The sequence below is a fragment of the Caballeronia sp. J97 genome (assembly GCF_905220305.1).
GTDB lineage: Bacteria > Pseudomonadota > Gammaproteobacteria > Burkholderiales > Burkholderiaceae > Caballeronia.
In genome coordinates, this window is the sequence record NZ_CAJMZL010000074.1 from 1 (window position 1) to 3,289 (window position 3,289).

The following is a 3,289-nucleotide window of genomic DNA, read 5'->3' on the forward strand; positions in this document are numbered from 1 at the left end:
CACAGGCTGCTTCAATGGTGCCCCACGCTCTTTCCAGTCGGCAAAGAGTTCGGTCAGTGCGTTGGGATCCATGATCGCGCCAGAGAGGATGTGAGCGCCCGGCTCGGATCCCTTTTCCAGCACCACGACTGAGACATCCCGGCCTTCTTCCGCCGCGCGTTGCTTGATGCGTATGGCTGTCGACAGGCCGCCGGGACCACCGCCCACCACCACCACGTCGTACTCCATGGACTCTCGCGGTCCGTACTCGGCCAGAATGTCTTCGCTATTCATTGTGTTGTCTTCAGGGGATCTTGCCTCACACGCCTTTGATCAGGCGCTTTCGGCTCTCATTTAACTATGCTTGCCACGATCGCCTCGGCCGCGCGGATCACCGGCAGATCGACCATGACACCTTCCAGACGGAAGGCTTCGCCACCGTGCTTCGCCGCCTCGTCCAGAACGCGCAGCGCCCAGGCCTTTTCAGCATCGGAATAGCCCAGCACTTCGTTCACGCCGGCCACTTGAGACGGGTGTATGCACAGCTTTCCGCTGAAGCCGAACGCGCGTGCGCGCCGGGCATCGGCAATCAGACGCTCGGTATTGCCGATGTCGGTCGTCACGCCATCGATGGGTGCGGTGAGTCCCGCACGGCGCGATGCCGCGACCAAGGCGTTGCGCGCGAAAGCCAGTTCGGGTTCCTCGGCCGACGCGTGCATGCCCAGGTCCAACTGAAAATCCAGATGGCCGAAGGCGAGACGTATCACCTGAGGATCCCGCGCCAGCGAATCGGCTGCGTCGAGACCGCTCAACGACTCGACCAGAGCCACAATGGCCGCCTTGGGGCCGAGGGCTTGCGCCACGTCGCGTATCGCGGCTGCGTGATCGGACTTTGGCAGCATCACGGTCACGCCTTTGTCCGCCCAGTTTCGCAGCAGCGCAATCTCCGCGTCGTGCCAGCGCGTGTCTACCGCGTTGACGCGTACCAGGGTGCGTGCCAATTGCGCAGGGGTCAGTTGAGGCAAGTGCTGTGAGAGTTGCTCGCGCGCGCTGATCTTGCTGTCATCGGCCACGGCGTCTTCCAGATCGATGATGATGCAATTCGCGCCCGAACCCAAAGCCTTGGCGAAGCGTTCAGGTCTCGTGGCCGGCACAAACAGCAGACTGCGCGCATGGCACACGGGAGACTCAGTTTTTGTGCGCATGGATCAGATCACTCCGTCAGCCTGCAATTTGCTGATGGCGGCATCCGAGCGCCCCAATTCGCGCAGAATCGTCGCGCTGTGTTCGCCGAGCGCGGGCACGGGATCCATGCGGGCATCGAAGGTGCTGACGGTTGCGGGCGGCAGCAGCGCCTGCAATTCGCCTGCGGGTGAGCCGATGGGACGGAAACGCTGGCGCGCGTGGAGCTGCGGGTGAATCCACAGATCGCCCACTTGATTGACCGCGGCGTTGGCAATCTGGGCTTCGTCGAGGCGCGCGATGACATCTGGCGCCGTGAGACTCGCAAAACCCTGTTCGATGACTTCCTTCAGGACCGCACGGTTTTCCACTCGACGCACGTTGGAGTCGAAGCGCGGATCGGTCGCGAGTTCGGAACGGCGCAACACGATGTCGCAGAACAGCTTCCATTCCCGCTCGTTTTGCAGCCCCAGCATCACGACTCGGCCATCGCCAGCCTTGAATGGGCCATAGGGATAGATCGTGGCATGCGCTGCGCCGTTCCGCCCGGGCGGCGGCTGGCCGTCACAGGCGTAGTACATGGGAAAGCCCATCCACTCGCCCAGCGCTTCGAGCATGGAGACTTCGACATGCGAGCCTTCACCGCTGATACCACGCTGAAGCAGTGCGCTAAGAATGCCCGTATAGGCGTACATGCCCGCCGCGATGTCGGCGATCGAGTTGCCCGCCTTGCTGGGCTCCTCGGGCGTGCCCGTGATGGAAAGAAAGGCGGCCTCGCTCTGGATCAGCAGGTCGTAGGCCTTCTTGTCGCGGTAGGGTCCGTCCGCGCCGTAGCCCGAAATATCGCAGACGATGAGCTTCGGGTATTTCGCGTGTAGCGTTTCGAACGACAGACCCATTCGCGCCGCTGCGCCGGGCGCGAGGTTTTGCACCAGCACGTCGGCGTGGGCGATCAGTTCGTCCAGCACTTCGAGCGCGGCGGACTGCTTGAGGTCCAGCGTCAGGCTTTCCTTGGAGCGATTGGTCCAGACGAAATGCGAGGCCAGACCGCGCGTGCGGTGATCATAGGCGCGCGCGAAATCGCCGACACCGGGCCGCTCGATCTTGATCACGCGCGCACCGAGGTCGGCGAGCTGGCGTGTGCAGAACGGCGCGGCGATCGCGTGTTCCAGAGTGATGACGGTCATGCCGCTGAGCGGGCCACTACGGTTGGGTTCTGACATTGCTTGTATCGTCTCTCGGGTTATCGTCTCGGTCTCATTCGAGTTCTGCGCTGGCCTGCATCGCCAGCTGGCCTTGAGGACCGCGCGCCCACAGTCTTGCCGTCGCACCCTCGAGCTTGCCGTTGAGCGCGAACGGCGCGGTATCGAACAAAGGACCGACTGCCTTGAATTCGAAGCTGCGAACTGTCCTTTGCGGATGACCCCGACGCAGCTCCTCCATGAGCAGTGTCGCGATCAGCGGCCCATGCACGACGAGTCCCGGATAGCCTTCTTCCTGCATCGCATAGGGACGGTCATAGTGAATGCGATGGCCATTGAAGGTCAGCGCCGAATAGCGCATCAGCAGCACGGGGTCGGGGGTGACCGTGCGGCTGAACTGTTCGTCGGACCGAGCCGCAGCAGGCTGTGGCGCGGGCGCGCCCGGCACCGGTGCATCGCGATAGACGATGTCCTGCTCCTCGCGGATCGCGAGGCCCTTGGCGTCGGCGACTTCATGCAGCACGGTCACGAACACCAGTTCCCCACTGCGCCCGGACTTGGTCTGGATGCTTTTGATCGTCGATACGCGGTGTACTGGCTCGCCCAACGTCAGTGGACGCAGAAACTGCAGCCGTCCTCCCGCCCACATGCGCCGCGGAAGGGTGATCGGCGGAAGAAAGCCGCCGCGCTGGGGATGCCCGTCCAGGCCGATGTTGGATTGACGCTCGCCCGGCAGAAAATAGAGCCAATGCCACAACGGCGGCAGTTCGGCGGGCAACTTCGCCGGATCGGGGTAGTCCAGCGTGGCCTGCATGAGGCGCACAGGCGCCTCGGTGACATGATCCGCACTTTCTTCGCTGCGGCCGGCCCAGGCATCGTAGGAATCGGGATTTTTGAGGCTCGTATGCATCGCGCTCTACCAGGGA

Annotated in this window: 4 protein-coding genes; all 4 read right to left on the bottom strand. The window is 63.3% G+C overall.

From position 1 onward, the window contains the following. On the bottom strand, window positions 1-273 hold a 273-nt coding region (locus tag U4Y90_RS35830; RefSeq protein WP_321801857.1), incomplete at its 3' end, for an NAD(P)/FAD-dependent oxidoreductase. Window positions 274-329: 56 nt separating this feature from the next. Next, window positions 330-1,184, bottom strand: a complete 855-nt coding sequence (locus tag U4Y90_RS35835) for a CoA ester lyase (RefSeq protein ID WP_321801859.1) — start codon at window positions 1,182-1,184, stop codon at window positions 330-332. 3 nt (window positions 1,185-1,187) lie between these two features. Beyond that, window positions 1,188-2,384 carry a CaiB/BaiF CoA-transferase family protein gene (locus U4Y90_RS35840; RefSeq protein WP_321801860.1) on the bottom strand — a complete coding sequence of 399 codons (1,197 nt, stop codon included), beginning with the start codon at window positions 2,382-2,384 and terminating at the stop codon, window positions 1,188-1,190. A gap of 34 nt (window positions 2,385-2,418) precedes the next feature. After that, complete coding sequence (locus U4Y90_RS35845; RefSeq protein ID WP_321801862.1) at window positions 2,419-3,273, bottom strand: FAS1-like dehydratase domain-containing protein; 855 nt, start codon at window positions 3,271-3,273, stop codon at window positions 2,419-2,421. Between the last annotated feature and the right edge of the window lie 16 nt (window positions 3,274-3,289).

What these genes read in the sequence shown, in the direction of transcription:
- U4Y90_RS35845 (WP_321801862.1), bottom strand. Translation starts at nt 3,273, where the DNA reads ATGCATACGAGCCTCAAAAATCCCGATTCCTACGATGCCTGGGCCGGC.
- U4Y90_RS35840 (WP_321801860.1), bottom strand. Translation starts at nt 2,384, where the DNA reads ATGTCAGAACCCAACCGTAGTGGCCCGCTCAGCGGCATGACCGTCATC.
- U4Y90_RS35835 (WP_321801859.1), bottom strand. Translation starts at nt 1,184, where the DNA reads ATGCGCACAAAAACTGAGTCTCCCGTGTGCCATGCGCGCAGTCTGCTG.